Origin of the sequence: Leptospira bourretii (genome assembly GCF_004770145.1) — a bacterium.
Lineage (GTDB): Bacteria > Spirochaetota > Leptospiria > Leptospirales > Leptospiraceae > Leptospira_A > Leptospira_A bourretii.
The window spans coordinates 83,402-101,603 of record NZ_RQFW01000010.1 but is presented as its reverse complement, the minus strand read 5'-3'; the positions used below and the strand labels follow the sequence as shown (position 1 = coordinate 101,603).

At 37.6% G+C, this 18,202-nt stretch carries 15 protein-coding genes, 1 other RNA gene and 1 pseudogene; 11 read left to right on the top strand and 6 right to left on the bottom strand.

Features of this window, described 5'->3' with window-relative positions; all coding sequences use genetic code 11:
• Positions 1-7 precede the first annotated feature (7 nt).
• The gene (locus EHQ47_RS05505) at positions 8-1,774 is read right to left on the bottom strand and encodes a diflavin oxidoreductase (RefSeq protein ID WP_135776726.1); all 1,767 of its coding nucleotides are present in this window, start codon (positions 1,772-1,774) and stop codon (positions 8-10) included.
• A 165-nt stretch (positions 1,775-1,939) separates the two neighbouring features.
• Between EHQ47_RS05505 and cobA the strand changes: the two genes are divergently transcribed.
• The gene (gene cobA, locus EHQ47_RS05500) at positions 1,940-2,725 is read left to right on the top strand and encodes a uroporphyrinogen-III C-methyltransferase (RefSeq protein ID WP_135746845.1); all 786 of its coding nucleotides are present in this window, start codon (positions 1,940-1,942) and stop codon (positions 2,723-2,725) included.
• Entirely contained in the window at positions 2,722-3,315 is a 594-nt protein-coding gene (locus EHQ47_RS05495; protein ID WP_135746846.1) for a precorrin-2 dehydrogenase/sirohydrochlorin ferrochelatase family protein, read from the top strand. The genes cobA and EHQ47_RS05495 overlap by 4 nt, the downstream gene beginning before the upstream one ends.
• On the opposite strand, the gene EHQ47_RS05490 is transcribed toward EHQ47_RS05495, so the two are convergent.
• The gene (locus EHQ47_RS05490) at positions 3,312-3,917 is read right to left on the bottom strand and encodes an LBF_1134 family protein (protein WP_208727397.1); all 606 of its coding nucleotides are present in this window, start codon (positions 3,915-3,917) and stop codon (positions 3,312-3,314) included. The genes EHQ47_RS05495 and EHQ47_RS05490 overlap by 4 nt on opposite strands.
• A gap of 43 nt (positions 3,918-3,960) precedes the next feature.
• Between EHQ47_RS05490 and EHQ47_RS19950 the strand changes: the two are divergent.
• Positions 3,961-4,302, top strand: a pseudogene (locus tag EHQ47_RS19950) (nuclease-related domain-containing protein); the annotation flags it as partial.
• A 1,199-nt stretch (positions 4,303-5,501) separates the two neighbouring features.
• Here the strand turns inward: EHQ47_RS19950 and rnpB are convergent.
• Positions 5,502-5,851, bottom strand: an RNA gene (gene rnpB / locus EHQ47_RS05480) — RNase P RNA component class A.
• A 105-nt stretch (positions 5,852-5,956) separates the two neighbouring features.
• Between rnpB and EHQ47_RS05475 the strand changes: the two genes are divergently transcribed.
• The gene (locus EHQ47_RS05475; protein WP_135748635.1) at positions 5,957-6,403 is read left to right on the top strand and encodes an LEPBI_I1174 family sigma 54-regulated protein; all 447 of its coding nucleotides are present in this window, start codon (positions 5,957-5,959) and stop codon (positions 6,401-6,403) included.
• 130 nt (positions 6,404-6,533) lie between these two features.
• Here EHQ47_RS05475 and msrB read toward each other — a convergent pair whose 3' ends face one another.
• Positions 6,534-6,914, bottom strand: coding sequence for a peptide-methionine (R)-S-oxide reductase MsrB (gene msrB / locus EHQ47_RS05470; protein ID WP_135748634.1), 381 nt, complete (start codon positions 6,912-6,914; stop codon positions 6,534-6,536).
• A gap of 106 nt (positions 6,915-7,020) precedes the next feature.
• Here msrB and EHQ47_RS05465 point away from each other — a divergent pair, with 106 nt between their 5' ends.
• The 7 genes from EHQ47_RS05465 to EHQ47_RS05435 are packed head-to-tail and all read left to right on the top strand — an operon-like array spanning position 7,021 to position 15,236.
• Positions 7,021-7,893, top strand: coding sequence for an NAD(P)-binding domain-containing protein (locus EHQ47_RS05465; protein ID WP_135748633.1), 873 nt, complete (start codon positions 7,021-7,023; stop codon positions 7,891-7,893).
• Entirely contained in the window at positions 7,886-9,421 is a 1,536-nt protein-coding gene (gene hemC / locus EHQ47_RS05460; RefSeq protein WP_135748632.1) for a hydroxymethylbilane synthase, read from the top strand. Before EHQ47_RS05465 ends, hemC begins: the two co-directional genes overlap by 8 nt.
• Positions 9,418-10,371 carry a porphobilinogen synthase gene (gene hemB, locus EHQ47_RS05455; protein WP_135748631.1) on the top strand — a complete coding sequence of 318 codons (954 nt, stop codon included), beginning with the start codon at positions 9,418-9,420 and terminating at the stop codon, positions 10,369-10,371. The genes hemC and hemB overlap by 4 nt, the downstream gene beginning before the upstream one ends.
• Positions 10,368-11,651, top strand: a complete 1,284-nt coding sequence (gene hemL / locus EHQ47_RS05450; RefSeq protein WP_135748630.1) for a glutamate-1-semialdehyde 2,1-aminomutase — start codon at positions 10,368-10,370, stop codon at positions 11,649-11,651. The genes hemB and hemL overlap by 4 nt, the downstream gene beginning before the upstream one ends.
• Positions 11,648-12,691: a uroporphyrinogen decarboxylase family protein gene (locus tag EHQ47_RS05445; RefSeq protein WP_135748629.1), complete on the top strand. Its 1,044-nt coding sequence runs from the start codon at positions 11,648-11,650 to the stop codon at positions 12,689-12,691. Before hemL ends, EHQ47_RS05445 begins: the two co-directional genes overlap by 4 nt.
• The gene (gene hemN / locus EHQ47_RS05440) at positions 12,688-14,028 is read left to right on the top strand and encodes an oxygen-independent coproporphyrinogen III oxidase (protein ID WP_135776725.1); all 1,341 of its coding nucleotides are present in this window, start codon (positions 12,688-12,690) and stop codon (positions 14,026-14,028) included. The genes EHQ47_RS05445 and hemN overlap by 4 nt, the downstream gene beginning before the upstream one ends.
• A complete protein-coding gene (locus tag EHQ47_RS05435) occupies positions 14,025-15,236 on the top strand; it encodes an FAD-dependent oxidoreductase (protein ID WP_135776724.1) in 1,212 nt (403 codons plus the stop codon). Before hemN ends, EHQ47_RS05435 begins: the two co-directional genes overlap by 4 nt.
• Here EHQ47_RS05435 and hemH read toward each other — a convergent pair.
• Together hemH and topA are read right to left on the bottom strand one after the other, a co-directional pair.
• Positions 15,210-16,295 (bottom strand): ferrochelatase, encoded by a 1,086-nt coding sequence (gene hemH / locus EHQ47_RS05430; RefSeq protein ID WP_135776723.1) that lies wholly within the window; start codon positions 16,293-16,295, stop codon positions 15,210-15,212. The genes EHQ47_RS05435 and hemH overlap by 27 nt on opposite strands.
• Positions 16,285-18,180 (bottom strand): type I DNA topoisomerase, encoded by a 1,896-nt coding sequence (gene topA, locus EHQ47_RS05425; RefSeq protein ID WP_244290250.1) that lies wholly within the window; start codon positions 18,178-18,180, stop codon positions 16,285-16,287. Before topA ends, hemH begins: the two co-directional genes overlap by 11 nt.
• Between the last annotated feature and the right edge of the window lie 22 nt (positions 18,181-18,202).

The window sequence follows — 18,202 nt, the reverse complement described above, 5'->3', positions numbered from 1 at the left end:
GATTCCCTCAGTAAACGTCCTTAATGTAGCGACCAGCTTCTTCTAATTCTTTTAAGTAATCGGAAGCATCTTTTCCAGTATCAAATGTTCTTTCGGATAAAATTTCAATGAGTTTGCGATCGACATCCTTACTCATAGGATCTTTTGACCCACAAAGATAAATCACTGCACCATTTTCAATCCACTTCAAAAGTTCTGATGCATTTTCGCTCATTCGGTCCTGCACATAAACTTTTTGTTTTGTATCACGAGAAAAAGCAGTATTTAACTTATGTAATACGCCAGTGTCCATAAGTTCTAAAAGTTCTGTTTGGTAATAAAAATCAGAGACAAAATTTCTTTCTCCAAATATTAACCAATTTTTTCCGTTCCCTGAGTTTTGTTCTCTTTCAAATAAAAAACTTCGAAAGGGAGCAATCCCTGTTCCTGGTCCAATCATGATAATATCTGTATCGGGACTTGGCAATCGGAAGGAATTGTTTCTTTGGATAAAGAAAGGAACCACATCCCCTTCTTTTAATTCAGACAAATAACCAGAACAAAAACCAGTTTTGATTCCAGTAAATGTTTCGATCTCCACTTCTGCAACAGTGAGGTGAACTTCATCTTCTCCATGAGCCGAAGGACTGGAAGCGATCGAATAGTATCTGGGAACAATCGGTTCCAAAATATCTACTAAAGTTTGCAGTTCGATTTTTTTTTCAGAAGGATTTAAGGTTAATAAAACATCCAAATCCAATTTTCCGGATGGGATTTCTTTTCCGATTAGTCCTGCATATTTTTGAATGACTCTGTCGGGCAAAAAACGAACTGATACTTTTTTACGAAATAAATCGTAAGCCATCCATGTTTCGCCTTTATAAGTAACACGAGTTTCACGATCGGTTTTTAATAACGACAAAATACGATTTACTTCATCATCACGATTGTAAGCTAAAAATCCTGCACTGTCTCCAGGAAGATAGTCAATTGGTACTGCGGTTTTAATTTCAATATGTCTTGTGGATTTAGTAGCACCAATATCATTTAGAACAATATTCGTAATTACAGAACCTTCATAAACAACCTTTCCGCCAGAGGTTGGTTTTGCCGCCTGGCTTTGGGATTGTTTTGGACTTTGTGTTGTTGCGGTTTTGGAATGAGCATTCAGTTTTGCAATGAGTTCACTCATCCATGGTTTTGCTACCAAATCAAAATCCACATCACATTTGCCTAATGGTTGGATGCGTTCTGCACCTAATTTTGCAAGCATTGAGTCAACATCTTCACCCGTTTGACAAAAAAGAGGATAACTTGTATCACCTAACCCAAGCACTGCGAACTTTACTTTAGATAAGGATTCTTTAGTATCTGCCAAAATTTGAATGAAAGGTTTCGCTGCTTGTGGTGGTTCTCCATCACCGTGAGTGGATACTACGACAAATAAATATTCTTCTTCTTTTAGGTCTTTGGCTTTATACGTATCTGTACTTTTTAATTTAGCAGAGACACCTAGTTCTTTTAATTTTTTAACAAGTTCTGTTCCTAATTTCTTAGAATTTCCAGTTTCTGTACCGTAAACCACGCTGCATTGGATCGGCTGCGCTTTTAAATTTCCGTGTAAAGGGTCACCACCTGAATCAATGCTCACAGGAGGGGTGAGAGAAACATCGACACTCCCGCCGATGCTTGCCTGCGTAAGGGCAGACAAATACCCAGACATCCACACCCATTCGTCTTTTGTGGATTCCTTCAGTAACTGTAAAAATCGATTGCGTTTCTCATCGGATAGCATAAAAACCTATTTTTGATTTGGATTCCAGTAAAACATCCAAAAAGTCTGATAAATTGAATCTTTCCGCAGAGATACACCCCAAGTAAACCAAAAAAATGGAGATTTTGTAGAAATAATTAGCCAATCACTTGACTATTTCTAGCAATATCGCAAGATATAACAGATATGTCCTCCAATAAGACAGAACAGGGATTTGTTAGTTTTGTGAGCGGTGGCCCGGGCCCCGTTGACCTTTTGACCCTCCGTGGTCGTGGCCGCATCGAATCCGCTGATGTCATCCTCTACGATGCACTCCTCGATCCCGAATTCTTAGACTTATTTCCTGAAGAGGCCCAAATCCTTTATGTAGGAAAAAGGGCGAGTGAACATGTCCGCACCCAAACTGAAATCAATTCCCTACTTGTGGAATTTGCTAGCGCAGGAAAACAAGTGGTTCGCCTAAAAGGGGGTGATGCTTCCATTTTTGGCAGACTCGCAGAAGAAATTCAAAGTTTAGAAGAAGCAGAGATACCATTTGAAGTGATCCCTGGAGTAAGTTCCGTGACAACGGGTGTGGCTGAATTAGGTGTGTCACTTACCGTTCGAGGTGTCTCAAGGCAGATCATCATTTTGGATGGTCACACCATTTTAGAAGATGAACGCAGTTGGATGGGAATGGAGAATTTCCTCGGAACCATTGCCATTCTCATGGGAAGCAAAAAGACAAAGGAACTAGCAAAACGATTGATCCAAAAAGGAATCGCAGGTAAGACCCCAATTGTTCTTGCCGAGAATGTAGGAAGAGGAAATCCAATTTATAAAACATCGACTCTCGCAGAAACTGCGTTAGATGGTATTCCAAAAGAATCCAATGGTCCTGGAATTCTTTATGTGGGTGAAGCCATACGACCTTTACTCAATCGAAAACAAAAATTAAATTCCCATACACTTCAGAGATTGTTTGCAGAATGAAATTTAAAAAATATCCCATTTTTTTAAATTTAGAAAACAAAAACATCCTTATTGTTGGAGGTGGTAATGCTTGTCTTGAAAAACTATATGGCCTTGAACATACAGGTGCCAAAATTCAAGTGATCTCCATTGAGTTTAGTGATGAAGTAAGATCCTTTTTAACAAAATACCCCGAAATCAAAACAGAAGAACGACCAGTTAAAGAAGAAGACTTAAACCATAGAGATATTATTTTTTTAGGAACAAGTGATCCAGAAACTAACCAAAAGTTTAGAGCCTTAGCAAAAGAAAAAGGCACCTGGGTAAACTCTGTCGACGATCCCAAAAATTGTGATTTTTATTCTTCTTCAACTGTATCTGTTGGCCCTATTCAATTTGCAATTTCTACCGATGGAAAATTTGCAGGAGTATCCTCAACACTGCGAAAACTTTTTGAAGAAGTTCTTCCAGAAGAAGATCATGAACTAATGGAAACTCTTTTTGAAATGAGAAGGAAACTAAAGGATATCCTTCCTGACCATCAGGAAAGAAGACTTGCCTTAAAAGAAATCATTCAAAATTTAAACTCGAAATACTTTCACAAATCTTAGTTGGACTCGGGATAAATCTGAATGGTCGTAAGCGGATGTTCGTTAGACCAAACAGAATGTAAGGGAATATTCACAATCATCTTTTCACTGCTATCAAGCCTTGCTGTCCACTCCCCCGGAGTTCTTGGTTCTGAAAATTTTACTTTTTTAATTGGGAATGGAAACTGAATTTCGATCTGTATAAATTCCACCAGTGTATTAAAACGAAGTAAGTCATCTCGGAGTTTAGCTTCGTTTAAAATAGAATTAATTTCATCTCGATTGATTTCTAGTGCAGACAAAAGAGGAGAAGTTTTACTCGTATCAACAACAAGTTGGATTTCATGGATTTGTTCTTCCGTAAACTCAATCAATCGAAATCCCGGCGGAAGAATATTTGTATAATCTTTGAAACGATAAGCCCTTTCTTTGATACTAATCTCAAGTTCCCCTGTCGCCACAAGCCCCGTTCCGAAAGGCAATCCAGAAGTTTTTTTTGTGATTTTTTTCTGATACAAAACCAAGTCACCGGAACGATCAGGTTTGATCTTTATTTTAATATTCCCACCGGCGCAGGCACAAAACAATAGGCAGAATAATAAGGTTGGTGGTATCAGTTTCATATCACCAATGGAAACACTGGCACTCAGTTTACAGAACTAAAAAATGATCTATCCAAAACAGTTTCACGGAAAAGCGAAAGATATTTCGCTAGAATCCCATTTTTATAACCGTTTTTCCAAAGAAATTCGCTTAAATTGTAGTATTTATTATTCCATTACCCTCATCACTCCAGATATTCCAATGCGGGAAATTGACTTCCTAGTGATCTCACCGTACGGAGTGATTACGATTGAACTAAAAAATGGGAAGTGGAGACAAAAAAAAGGTGAATGGGAATTTTATAACGTAAGAGAGAGAGAATGGAAACCGGTTGAAGGGAAGTCATATTCAAATCCAATTGAACAAGTCCAAACCCAAAGGGATCTAATCCGCGAATTTTTTAAAAACCACAACCAACTTACCGATTTATTTCCAGTAGATTATTATGATAGTGCCATATTCTTTTTAAAAAACGAAAGAAAAGAATTTCATTTACCGAACGATATGCACCTGTATGTGTTTGGTGGAAAAGAAGTAGAGGATGACATCGATTTAAATTCTGTTTTAGAATCCATCCTCTTTCGATACAACAGAGAACCTTTACCAGAATCTGTTTTAGTGAAGGCTCACGAGATTATTAAAAAAAACCTAAACTTCTTTCAAACTTTCCGATCTCAAAAAGAAAAAGAAGAGGAAAATTTATTATTTTTTACAAAAGAACAGTTTCAACTTGTTGAAGGTATCAACAATTATTCTCATAATATAGTTTTTGGTAGCACTGGTTCTGGAAAATCAATTCTTGCTGGTGAATTGGCATTACAAAATGCACGGGCAGGGAAAAAAGTATTATTATGGCAAGGTGCAAAAGCACTTTACGAAATTTGGAAAGATGAGTTAGCCAATATTCCAGAACAAAACAATATTGAACTTATAACAAATATTAACGAAATCAATCACAACAATATCGATCTTTTGATTGCGGATGGAATTGAAGATATTTTAGATCAAAAACCAGAAACGGAAGTTTTATTATTTTTATCAAAATATTTTTGGGAGCATAAAAATTGGATCCTTTTTATATCCCGTCAATTTAAGTATATGACTTCGCCAATGTTAGATTACTGGAATTCCCTTCCTGTTCATATATGGGATATCAAACGAAACATCAGAAATTCGCCAGAAATCGTCAACTTTGCCAATGCCTTACTCAATGATTTTTCTGAATCTCCAATTCAAAACCATCTTTCAGATATCCAATTTATAAAAAATGACGAGGACCTCTCTGACCAAATTAGATGGTGCTTTGGATATGCAAAAAAAGTTTTAGAAGTAGAAAACGATGAAATCGTAGTCATCTACAAATCAGAAGAATACATTAAAGAGACCGGATTAAAACAATTTCTAAATGAAAATGGTATGCGTCACTATTCTGCAAAGGAATTTGTTGGAATGGAAGAAACCTGTGGGATTCTCATCGGTTTTGAAAATTGGAACCAAACAGAAACAAGAACAACTCTCGCAGAAACCATTTTGAAAATCAGAAGTTTAGTTTGTGTTTTTTATCCACCTAACGAAGAAGAAGTGATACAATCCATTTTAAAAAAAGGTGACTCTGGCCCATAAGCCGGATTCTGTTTTATGCGATCATTTATCTGATGCTCTCTACCCACAACCTGGCGGGACATGCTCGTAGCGGTTGATTACTTGAGATTGCACATCGGAGGGTTTACCCGCCTCTATTCTCACAAATAGAGCGGTGGGCTCTTACCCCACCATTTCACCCTTACCTACCAAAGATAGGCGGTTTACTTTCTGTTGCACTTTCCGTCCCTTGGATTCCATTTCTAGAACCCAAAAGCCCAAGTGTTACTCGGTCCGATTGTCCCCTAGTGTCCGGACTTTCCTCCCCTTTCCTCCCGGAAGAAAGAAAAAAGGCGATCGCTCGGCCAGAGTCAGTTTCATTGGAAACTCAGGTTCGATATCGTCTATGAGTATTTATTCCAATTGGCACAAATTATGCACACTAGAGTTTATAGGGAGTCAGTGAGGCACCAATTGTATGATCAAACACCAAATTGCTATACTATTCATCATTTCTTTTGGTTTGCATGCAAATCCCCTCCTGGATGAATCCGCAGAAGACATCCTCCGCAGTGCGAGGCTTTCTCGCATCCCTTCCGTCATCCTGAGTCTGGAAGAAAGAGCGATTGTCAAAATGGAAAGTAACGACTTACTTTCTGCCAGAGAAGACCTAAAAAAAGCCATTCAACTCAAACATGCGATTGGAATGAAAGAGTCAGAAGGAAACGCAAGCCTTCTCTTGCAGATTTCCAAATTGGAATCCCGGTTAGGAAATCGATGCGAGGCCAACCAATACTCTCATTTAGCAAAACGAATTGCCCTCCGTATCGGCGTAAACCTTGGAGCGGTTGCTTTTGACCGAGCAGTTATGCCCGACAACAGAAAACCTGATGGTTGTGTCGAAGTATCCTGGTTAAAAGAGTAAGTCACTTACCAAAGAAAGTAAGTATCCAAAGTAACTGACTTTCTTTAGTAACTCAATTTCGAAAGTAACCGACTTTCTAAAGAAAATCCATAACCTAAAAAATCAATCAGATCAATCCTACATTTACTACTTATTCTTTTTGGAATTTTAAAGAAGCTGAGTTTACACAGTATCGCAAACCAGTTGGCTTTGGCCCATCGGGGAAAACATGTCCAAGATGCGCACCACAGTTTTGGCAGTGGATCTCGGTTCTCACCATCCCATGGCTTTGGTCTGACTCGGTTGCCACTGCTTCCTTACGAACCGGTTCATAGTAACTAGGCCAACCACTACCAGAATCATATTTTGCATTAGAAGAAAACAATGCTTCACCACAACAAACACAAAGATATGTACCTTGTTCTTTATGTTCATAATACTCACCAGTAAACGGGCGTTCGGTGCCTTTTTCCCTAGTGACTTGGTATTGTAAGGGAGTGAGTTTTTCTTTCCAATTTTCTTCGTGCTTCATAAACCAATCCTTATTAATTGAGACTAAGTTTCAATATCATATTTTATTTTTTTAGAGACTGACAATCTTGTGACAGTTGGAACTTTGTATTTGATAGAATAAAATTATGTGGTCGAACCTGATTCTATTACATTCAAATGATCCAGTAGGCAACCCTTTAGACGATGATGGTTTAGAGGTTTGGCAAACATGCCAAAGAAATATTGCATTCGGAGATCGTCGCCTATTTCCCATTGCAGAGACCGAACGTTTTTACAAAGGTTACGAAGTTTTTCACGGATTTGAAGCTTACCGATTTTTACTCGAAGTTGTTTCCGGCTTACGATCAAAATTATTTGGAGAATCTGAAATCCAAGCACAGTTTCGCGATCGTTTCCGGGAAGAAAAAGTAACTGAGTCTACATTTGCACTTTCTCTCTTACGATTACGAGACCAAATATTAGAACACACAAAACAAATCCGTTCCAAATACCTAACGGGACTTGGAAGACAAACCTATGGAAGTATAGCTGAGTCATATTTACAAAAACACAATTCCGTTACCTTACTTGGAACTGGAAAACTTGCGACTTCCATTCTTCCTTATCTTATTTCAAAAGGCAAAGATGTCCGACTCATTGGTCGAAACCAAACAAAATTAAACGAGTTACAAAAAGAATTTCCAATTACAACTCATCACTGGGAAGATTACCAGCCGGGAGATGAAGCAATCGTCATTGCTTCAAGTTTTTTACCGTTTAACTGGGATTTCATGATAGAAAGTTCCTCTTTCATTTTAGATTTTAGAGAGACAACAATCAAAAACCATAATTATAAAAACTACATTCCTCTATCACAAATTTTAAGTGATCTCCAGGAAACGGACGAACAAATCCAATCAGTTAAAATGGATTTACAGTTTTTTCTAACGGAACTCACAAGGGAACGGGAGGAAGAACAAATACATATTATGAATGGATGGGAAGATTTACTTGTCTGATATCATCAAAATAGGAGGAAGGTCCTCCCTTCTTTCTCGAATTCAAATTCTATCTGTAACCAAAGCACTCCGACAAAAAAACAAAACGAAAGAATTCCAAACTGTTTTTAGAGAATCTGCAGGTGATAAAGATCTCAAAACTCCTCTTTGGCAATTTGCCGGACAGGGAATTTTCACAAAAGACCTTCAAGAAGATTTACTAAATCATAAAATAGATATCGTCATTCATTCTTGGAAAGATATGGATTTAAGAGAACGTAAAGATACTCTTTTAGTTCCCATCTTACCAAGAGAAGATGTTCGGGATGTTTTGTTATTCAAAAGAAACAAATGGATCTCAGCACCAACAGAAATCACAATCCTTACTTCTTCACCGCGGAGAGAACATCACATCCGTGATTTTGTTAAATCTTACTTCCCAACTCCGATTAATACATTCCAAGTCAAAATCGAATCTGTCAGAGGAAATATCCAAACAAGACTTCGAAAATATATGGAACATGAAAATGGAGGAATCCTCGTTGCAAAAGCGGCTTTAGATAGAATCCTTAGTTTCAATGATGAAGAAAATCAAATCCCTGAACTTGGTGAAGTAAAACAACTAATCAGAGAAACAATCAACCTTTCACTATTTATGGTGATGCCTTCTTCCATTTTCCCTAGTGCCCCCGCACAAGGAGCTCTTTGTGCCGAAATTAGAAAAGAAGATAAACATTTGGAAGCGATCCTAAGAGAAATTTCAAATGCCGACGCCGAATTAACTGCAAACGAAGAAAGAAAAATTTTATCTCAGTATGGTGGTGGTTGCCATCAAAAAATTGGAGTTTCTGTTTTAACGAGAGAATATGGAAAAATAACTTTTGTTAGAGGAGAAACTGAAGATGGAAAAACATTATTCACAAAAGAATTGTCAGATAGTCCCGATCTAAGTTATCACCGAAATGAGGTTTGGCCTCCGAACGCAAAGATGGCTGCAAGACAAAGGGAACGTCTAACATATGCGCTACCAAAAGATGTAGATGTTTTTGTATCCAGAGGTTATGCATTTCCACTGGATTTGTCAGTCAACCCAACAAATCAAATCCTTTGGTCTGCTGGTCTTTCAACTTGGAAAGACTTAGCTCTTAGAGGATTTTGGGTAAACGGGACCTGTGATGGATTAGGTGAAAGCGAGCCACCAAACATTGAACTTCTTTTAGGAAGAAGTCCGAAATTTGTAAAACTGACTCATGTTGACTCGGACAAACATAATAGCATTTATCCGGTTGTCCCTACCTACTTTGTTTCAGCACCGGAAATTCCTGTTCCTTTTGATATTTCCAAAATCAAAGCAGCTTACTGGCGGAGTGGTTCGGAATTTGATATCATTACAAAAAGATTCCCAGAATTATTAAATGTCATTCATTTTGTAGGTCCAGGATCAACGTTCAAAAAAATCAAACAGACAATAGGTGAAACCGCAGCATCGACTAGAGTTTTTGTATCTTTATCATTTGATTCTTGGGTAGAAAGGTATATAAAACCATGAAAAAACAAACACTTCGATTACGTTCCAGCCAGTACTTAAGAAACTTAGGTGAAACGGGGTCATTAAATGTAAACAAAATGATCCAACCTCTTTTCCTTGCGGAAGGTCTATTCGAAAAGGAACCGATCAAAGGATTACCAGGTGTTTATCGTGATACAAACCAATCCATCTTAACACAAATCGAATCCGATTTAAAAACAGGAGTATCTCAGTTTTTATTATTTATGGTGCCAAAAGATAAATCAGACACCAGTTTTCCAAAAGACTTCTATCATTCCAACATCAGTCTCATTAAAAAAACTTTTCCAAATATGTTTCTCTGGTTGGACACTTGTATCTGTTCTGTGACAACCACGGGGCATTGTTGCCACTTCCACAAATCAGGAACTATCGATCTCGATTTAACTTTAAAACGGTTATCCGATCTTGCATTGATTTATGCTGATGCAGGAGCAGATGGAATTGCACCGAGTGATATGATGGATGGTAGAGTGGGATCACATAGAAGGATTTTGGATGCAAATGGACATACGATGGTACCGATCATGAGTTACTCCACAAAATTCAAAAGTAACTTTTACGGACCATTCCGTGGAGCAGCCGATTCTTCTCCACAATTTGGAGATCGAAGCGGATACCAACTGGACGTTCGTGATCGTGATACTGCGATCCACACATCCATTCGCGATAAAGAAGAAGGTGCGGATTTACTTATGGTGAAACCAGGAATGACAGCCATTGATCTCATTGGACCAATCAAAGAAAAAACAGGTCTTCCTACAGGTGCTTATCAAGTCAGTGGCGAATATGCAAGTTTAGTATATTTAGCCAACGAAGGATTTTTAAATTTTGAAGATGGATTAAAAGAAACTTGGGATGTCTTTAGAAGAGCCGGGTCTTCTTATTTAATTACATATGGTGCAAGAATTGCACAAAGGTTGTATTCATGAATTCAGAAGAACTCTTTCTTCGTTCCAAAAATGTTGTTCCCGGTGGCGTACATAGTCCTGTTCGTTCCTTTGCCTCTGTTGGTGGTACACCTATTTTTTTCACTGAAGCAAATGGCGCCTATTTAAAGTCAGTCGAAGGAAAACAATACATAGACTATTGTTTGAGTTTTGGTCCACTACTCTTCGGACATAGACATCCAGAAATCCAAGAAGTGGTGGAAGATACAGTAAAAAAAGCATGGTCATTTGGTGCCTGCGAACCTTATTCCTTAGAACTAGCTGAGTTCATCACAAGCCGTATTCCTTGGGCAGAAAAAATTCGTTTCGTCAACTCAGGAACGGAAGCGGTGATGAGTGCTCTCCGAGTGGCAAGGGCAGCCACTGGTAGAAGTAAAATTTTAAAATTTGACGGATGTTATCATGGACACCTCGACCAATTACTTGTAAAGGCAGGTTCCGGTCTTGCCGGCCTAGGTTCCAGTGATAGCAAAGGGATTGGTCCTGAAATCATTCAAAACACCCTTGTACTACCGTTAGATGACGAAAATGCGTTAGAAAAACTGTTTCAAGAACAAGGAAAAGACATTGCCTGCCTCGCCATTGAACCGATTCCTGCAAACTATGGACTTCTTCCACAACGTACAGAATTCTTAAAAAAATGCAGAGAACTTACCAGTAAATATGGAACCTTACTTTTGTTTGATGAAGTGATCTCAGGCTTTCGAGTATCATTTCAAGGTATGGCAGGTCTTACAGGAATTGTTCCTGACTTAGTTTGTTACGGTAAAATCATCGGTGGTGGTTTTCCTGTCGGCGCATATGCAGGTAAAAAAGATCTTATGGACTTAGTCGCACCCAGTGGACCTGTTTACCAAGCAGGAACCTTATCGGCAAATCCTATTGGTATGCGGGCTGGTCTTAAAACTTTAACAAAAGCCTGGAATGAAAATCCTTACCCTGAATTAGAATCAAAAACAAAAAAACTCACTTCTGGAATCTTAAAATTATTAGAAGAGTCAGGGGAAAAAGACTGGGAAGCTGTTACATTTGGAAGCCTATTCTGGTTAAAAGGAAAAACTAAAGATCCTGTTCGAACCATATCCAACATCCCAAGCGACCATAAAACAAAGTTCGCAGTTTTTTTTCATAAACTTCTAAATGCTGGTGTGTATCTCGCGCCAAGCGGATATGAAGTTGGATTTTTGTCTACTGTCCACAGTGACGAAGTAATAGAAGAAACGTTAAATAAAACCAAACAGGCGCTACAGGAAAAAAAATGATTACTACTTCATTCAGAAATGAAAAATTTGAAAATGCTTTAAACTTAATTCCTCAAGCAGTCCCACCGATATGGTTTATGCGCCAGGCAGGTAGATACCACTCTCATTATCGTAAACTCAAAGAAACTTATAGTTTTATGGATTTATGCAAACAACCTGAACTCGCTGCAGAGGTAGCGCTTGGTCCTGTTAAAGAATTTGGTTTTGATGTTAGTATTCTTTTTTCTGATCTTCTTTTTCCTCTAGAAGCACTCGGTATGGGTTTAACGTATGACCCAGGCCCTAAACTTTCGTTTTCTCTCACTTCGGAAAATGATTTAAAACGTTTAAAATCTCCAGAAGAGGCAATCGAAGGATTAAAATTTCAAAAAGAAGCAGTCATTCGAACAAGAGAAGTTTTACCAAAAGACGTATCTCTCATTGGATTTGTAGGTGGACCCTTCACTCTAATGACATATGCAAGTATAGGCAAACATGATGGGAACCTATCTTTTATCAAAACAAACCAAAACTTTGTAGATAAATTTTATGCTACACTTCTTCCTCTCTTGAAACAAAATATCGAATTACAATTGCAAGGCGGAGCCGAAGTTGTAATGATTTTTGATACTGCTGCTGGAATGTTAGATCCTTATAACTTCAATCGTTACGTTACAGAACCGATTTCTGAGTTTGCAAAAATGTTTCCAAAACAAATTGGTTATTATGCAAAAAATTCTACAGAAGAACATGCAAAACAAATTCATGAAATCAATAACTTAGCAGGTTTTGGTGTGGATCATCGTTTTTCTATCCAAGACACTTTAAAAACTTTTGGCGGCAAAGGATTTATCCAAGGGAACTTTGACCAAGAACTTCTTTTTGCCGATCCTACCACCCTCAAACAAAAAATTAGAGAGTATCTTCTACCCATCAAAGACCTAGATTCAGAAGAAAGAAAAGGATGGGTGGCAGGCCTTGGCCATGGAGTTTTACAATTTACGCCAGAAACTTCGATTCATCTCCTCATTGACGAAACAAGAAAGGTATTTAGCGAATGAAACACCTACTCGAAAAATATGATACACCTGCACCAAGATACACGAGTTATCCGACAGTTCCTTATTGGACGGATTCTCCAACTCTAGATGAATGCATTCAATCATTGGATACATATTTATCTCCCAAAGATTCAAAATTGGCAATTTACCTCCACATTCCGTTTTGCGAAACATTATGCACTTTTTGCGGATGTAATACTTCAATCACAAAAAATCATACGGTGGAAGAACCCTATGTCACTGCGCTAAAAAATGAATTACAACTTTATACATATAGAGTTTCAAGTTTAAACGGAAAGAACCTAAGCGAACTTCATTTAGGTGGAGGAAGTCCCACTTATCTTTCCGATTACAACTTACAATCTACAATCGAATTTATATTAACTAAATTAAATCCAGCAGAAGATCCACAATATTCCATTGAAGTAGATCCAAGGAGAACAAGGATTTCCCAACTCAAACTTTTGCAAAAGTTGGGATTCCGAAGAATTAGTTTGGGTGTTCAGGATTTTGATCCAGAAGTCCAAAGATTAGTTAACAGAATCCAACCCTTTGAACTCACAGAGAACATCACTCTAGAAGCTAGAGCCCTTGGATTTGATTCTATCAACTTTGACCTAATTTATGGGTTACCAAAACAAACTCTGAGTTCCATGCAATATTCGATAGAAAAAACTTTGGAACTAAAACCCGACAGAATCGCCTTTTATTCCTATGCCCATGTTCCTTGGATAAAAGCCTCACAAAGATTATTCACAGAAAAAGATCTTCCGGAACCCACTTTAAAACGTGATCTTTATGAAATGGGAAGATCGTTATTAGAAAAAGAAGGTTACAGAGAAATCGGAATGGATCACTTTGCATTACCTCATGATAAATTGTGGAAAGCATTCAATGCAAACAAACTCCATAGAAATTTTATGGGTTATAGTGATTCAAAAACAGATGTTATGTTAGGATTAGGTTCATCTTCAATTTCTGAAACTCCAAATCTTTTTTTCCAAAACCAGAAACTAGAAATGAAGTATCGCAAATCTATTTTAGATGGAATCATCCCCATCCTTCGTGGACATAAATTAACCCAATCGGATCAAACCAGGAAACAGTTAATTCTAGATTTAATGACCTCATGGCAAGTGAAAGTTCCGAATGAAATAAAATCCCACGTGTTTCACTTTTTACAAGAAATGGAATCAGACCATTTGGTTCATTGGCAAGGAGAAACACTTACAGTGACCGAGAAAGGCAAACCATTTTTAAGAATTGTTGCTATGGCTTTTGATGAAAAATTGCAACTGAGCCAACCGACAAAACCTGTGTTCTCAAAAGCAATATGAATGAAAAAATTCATATCATAGGTGGAGGAATTACTGGACTATTCCTTGCTTACCATCATACAAAACGTGGCGACTCTGTAACCTTATATGAACAGTCCGAAAAATTAGGCGGAGTGATCGGAACAAAAACGGTAGAAGAAGGTTTAGTTGAACTTGCTGCCAATGGGGTTTTATTCACAGACCAAATCAAACTCATGTTAGATGACATTGGTCTTACTCCACTTTTCCCGAACAAAGCTGCAAAAAGAAGATACTTCTGGGTAAGGGGAAAACTTTCCAGGTTACCTATTTCAATTTTAGCAGGACTTAAACTAGTTTATACAATCGGATTCAAAAAGATAAAGTTTAACGATACGCAAAACTTCGAATCATGGGCCAGTCAAATGTTCGGAATTTCAGTGACAAAAAACATCATTGAACCAGCAATTGGAGGAGTTTACGGAACAAGACTGGATGCATTGCAAGCAGAATCAATTTTTTCCAGTTGGGATGGTTCGGGGAAAAATACGATCTTACAGGAAATCAAAAAGAAAAAAGGGAAATCTCTCGGAACTGTATCCTTTCCCCAAGGGATGGGAGATCTCGTTTCCCATTTGGTTCGATACTTAGAACCTAAAATCGAAATCAAAACCAATTACCAAATGCCGACTTTGGATGAAGTTTTAAAATGGAAAGGTAAAATTCGATTTTGTATTTCCTTAAAAAGTTTAATCTCCGTACTGGGAAATCGAATCCAAGAAAACGAACAACCAAACTTACTTTCCATTACAACCATTACTAGGTTTGGCACATCCCACCTAACAAAGAAATCTTGTTTTGGGGTTTTATTTGCAAAAAACGAAGGAATCCGTGCACTCGGTGTATTATCTAATTCTGACATTTTTCCTGGTCGAGCAAAACATGGACTCCACTCAGAAACATGGATCTATCCGGAATCGGCCAAACAATTAGAAAATGAAACTTGGGAATCCATTCTCGAAAAAGACCGAGAACATATCACAAATAAAGCTGATTCACCAAAAGCAGTTTATATTACTTCATGGAACGCTGTATTCCCCGCCTATGATAGAAAACTATATGAATTTAACCGATTTATAGATGTTCTGGAATCCGATTGGATTTCGAAAGGAATCGACATTCGTTTTTTCGGAAACTATAGAAAAGGGATAGGACTTAGATCACTATTTGAATCGACAGGTAGTGAGTGACTCTCCTCCCATTTTTTTACATAAACATTCATTGACCGAACCATCGGCTAACAATACTTTTTCTGCAAGGTATTCCATAAATGGCCGATACGTACCAAATGCAGGAATACGAATAAAAGATTTTGCCCCTGAATCCAAAGCAAGATCTTTAAACTGTTCTCCAATCTCTTCCAGGGTTTCTAAATGATCACTGACAAAACTAATCGGAAACACAGCGATAAACTTTCCTTCTTTCGCAAGAGACTCAATCATACTTAAAGAACTTGGGGTGGTCCATTCTGCAGGTCCTACCTTACTTTGATAAGAAATATGTGATCTCCCTTTGAAACCATAAGATTTTAATTCTTCTGTGATCCCTTGAACAGAAGATTCAATTTCCTGCATATATAAATCTCCTTTCCGAATCAATCGCATAGGAACACCATGAGCAGAAAAAACCAAATCCAAATTCTTCCAATCGGTAGTTAGTTTGTCTTTTGGAAAATGCAAAAATTCCGCTTCATTTAAAGTTCCAGAAAAAAAATCAAAAATAAACCTAGCTGATATTTGGTGGAATTTAGAATCGCGAGCAAACGTTGGAACATATCCCCCACTCCCAACTGGACATTCATGAAACTTTTTTTCTAAATGACTTAGCGTAGAAAGTACGGTCGAACGGGAATATTGAGGGTATAATGGAAGATAGATGGTATTTGAGTTTGGTCTTTCAAATTCTGGATCTCTAATATGAGGATACCCACAAGTCATAGCCACTTTGACTGTCCAATCGATTGTTGTTTTTTCGTTTAAGATTTTTTCCAGAACCTTGGCTTGTTTTTCTGTTTCCGAAACCAAAGGAGAACCACCGCCAAATCCCATGGATTCATATGTTCTTTTCACTTTAGGGGTTCTTTTTTTGGCAATAAAACGTGCCAGTGGCAATCGCAAAAATTCAGGTAAAGGTAAATCGAAAACAAAAGGATCAGTGAATAAATCCGTCAAAAAAACTTCAATTTCATCAGATGTCCGTGGACCACCCAAATTCACTAGAATGAGTGTTTTCTTTTGTTTATGATTCATAAGTGATGTAGTCACAATGCGGGTAACGCGAGCAGAAATAAATAGTTTTTCCTTTTTTGCCAAGTTTGGTTTTGATGAAACCTTCTTTGCAAACGGGACAAGGTTTTGCATTCGTCTGCTCTTTGGAGATGGAAATTCTCGTTGTAGAGGCTTTTATCTTTGCGGAACGATTTGGGTTGGGTTTTGCGTAAGAACCAGGAAGAGTTTCTTCATTATTTTTGGGATATCTTCTTACCGTACTCGTATATTTTTTTCTCGGTGTACGCAACAAACCAAGCAAAGTATCATAAAAATTTTGGATCAGATTGATACGTGAGGATTTATCTTCGGTGATTTGGTCTAACTTGTTTTCCAAGTCTTTGGTGAATGATTCACCAATCATCTCTTGAAAATTAAGAAAAAGATAATCATCCACTATCATTCCAAGGGATGTTGGTCCAATGGACTTATGATATTCTACGATGTATTTTCTTGTTCTTAAGGTTTCAATGATACTGCCATAAGTGGATGGCCGCCCCACTCCTGTATCCTCCATCTTTTGGACTAGTTTGCCTTGTGTGTAACGAACGGGTGGTTCCGTTTGTTTTTCCTCAATAGAGTGTGACTCATAAAAAAAACGGTCTCCTATCTTCCAATCAAACTTCTTCGAGTTTTTCTTCTGATCCCTTTTTCCAAAAGCCTTAAATCCAGAATCTGTTATGAACTCATTTTTATAAATAAAAACTTGATTGTTTTTATGAAATTCATATATAGTCTCTTCACCTAACTCTGGCTTCATCAAAGAAGTTAGAAAACGTTCCCAAATCAAGGTATACAAACTTCTTTCTTCATTTGATAAATAAGAACCAATTGTCTCTGGACTATAATCTGGACGAATGGGAATTACGGCTTCATGAGCATCTTGAGAGTATTTTTTTTGTTTTTTGGGCGTGATGGATCCTTCCAAAACCAAACCAGGAAAATGTTTTTTTAAGTAATTCACTCCTAATTCGCGTTTCAAATCGGACACACGAGTACTATCCGTACGCATATAGGTGATAAGTCCAATTCGTTCTCCAGAACCAATGGATTTTCCCTCAAAGAGAGTTTGGGCTATTTTCATTGTTTTTTTGGAATCAAAACCTAAAACACGAAAACTGGTTTCGAGTAAACTTGCTGTAGAGAATGCCGGTGGTGAATTTCGTTTGATATTTTTCTTTTTGATTTCGGACAATAGAATTTCTTTTAGTCGATTTGGTTCCGGTAAAATTTCTATATCCGTAAGGACTTTTTGGATCGATTTAGAATCCAATTTATCTTTTGTTTGGTGGTCTAAAATAACAGACTCACCAGAAACAGAACCTTGTAATTTTAATTGGTAGTAAATTTCTTTGGAAAAATTTTGAATTTCTTTTTCTCTTTCGCAGATCCAATGTAAGACGGTTGATTGCACACGTCCTGCTGATAAGGAAGAATTTTTTAATTGTCTCCATAAATCAGGTGATACCTCAAATCCAAAAATGCGATCCACAATTCTTCTCGCAATTTGTGATTCAATTTCTGCAAAATCTAAACCAGATTTTAGTTTGATCTGACGGTTAACTTCCTCTTTCGAAATCTCTTTTAAACGAAGTCGAAACATTGGTTTTTTGAGTTTCACCAATTCGTCAAAACAATGTTTGGCGATGATTTCCCCTTCTCGGTCTGGGTCACTGGCAATATAAATGACAGATGCTAGTTTAGCCTGTGTTTTGATTGCGGAAAAAATAGTTTTTTTTCCTTTTAACCATTCATATTCCGGTTCAAATGAATTTTGAAAATCGATCCCATAGGATTTGGCAGGGAGGTCTTTGATATGACCTTTGGTTGCAACAACAACCCAATCCTTGTCTAAATAGGATGCGATTGTTGTTGCTTTTGTCGGCGAT